This window comes from Vibrio sp. 1727, assembly GCF_033344415.1.
Classification (GTDB): Bacteria; Pseudomonadota; Gammaproteobacteria; order Enterobacterales; family Vibrionaceae; genus Vibrio; species Vibrio alginolyticus.
The window spans coordinates 1-708 of the sequence record NZ_JAWPOT010000256.1 but is presented as its reverse complement, the minus strand read 5'-3'; the positions used below and the strand labels follow the sequence as shown (position 1 = coordinate 708).

General features: G+C 48.6%; 2 protein-coding genes. Both read left to right on the top strand.

The features are described 5' to 3' along the window. Nucleotides 1–431 (top strand): pseudouridine synthase (locus tag R8O10_RS25110; protein WP_318191941.1); only part of this gene is annotated, 431 nt, incomplete at its 5' end. Nucleotide 432: 1 nt separating this feature from the next. Further along, nucleotides 433–708 (top strand): laccase domain-containing protein (locus R8O10_RS25105; protein ID WP_318191940.1); only part of this gene is annotated, 276 nt, incomplete at its 3' end.

The following is a 708-nucleotide window of genomic DNA, read 5'->3' as shown; positions in this document are numbered from 1 at the left end:
GTAAAGTGGATCAACCAATTGGTCGCCACTCGACTAAACGCACACTCATGGCTGTAGCTCCTTTGGGTAAACCTGCGGTAACGCACTACCGTGTAGCAGAACACTTCCGTGAGCACACGCGTATCCGTCTGCGTTTGGAAACGGGTCGTACTCACCAAATCCGTGTTCATATGTCTTACCTACAGCATCCTCTGTTAGGTGATACTGCCTACGGTGGTCGTGCACGTATTCCTACTGGTGCATCGCAGGAACTGACGGACATGATTCGTGGTTTCGATCGTCAGGCGCTACACGCTGTAATGCTTCGTTTTGAACACCCGATAACTGGTGAAGAACTGGAATTCCATGCTCCAGTGCCAGACGATATGGTGGCAATGACTGAAGCTCTTCGTAAAGACACTGAAGAATACGGTCTACCAGACGAGTTTTAAAATGAAGGCAATCATTCCTAACTGGTCTGCACCTAAAAATGTCAAAGCCTTTGCTTCTACGCGAGTTGGTGGCTTTTCGACAGGCTCTTATCAAGGGTTAAATCTCGGTGCACACGTTGGGGATGAAGCTTCTATCGTAGCGAAGAATCGTCATTGGTTGGCGCAGCAAGCGAATATGCCAAGTGCGCCAATTTGGTTAAACCAAACTCATTCTACTGTCGTTGCCCATGCGAATGCTCCTACGTCAATAGTGCTTGATGCTGATGGCGTCTTCACA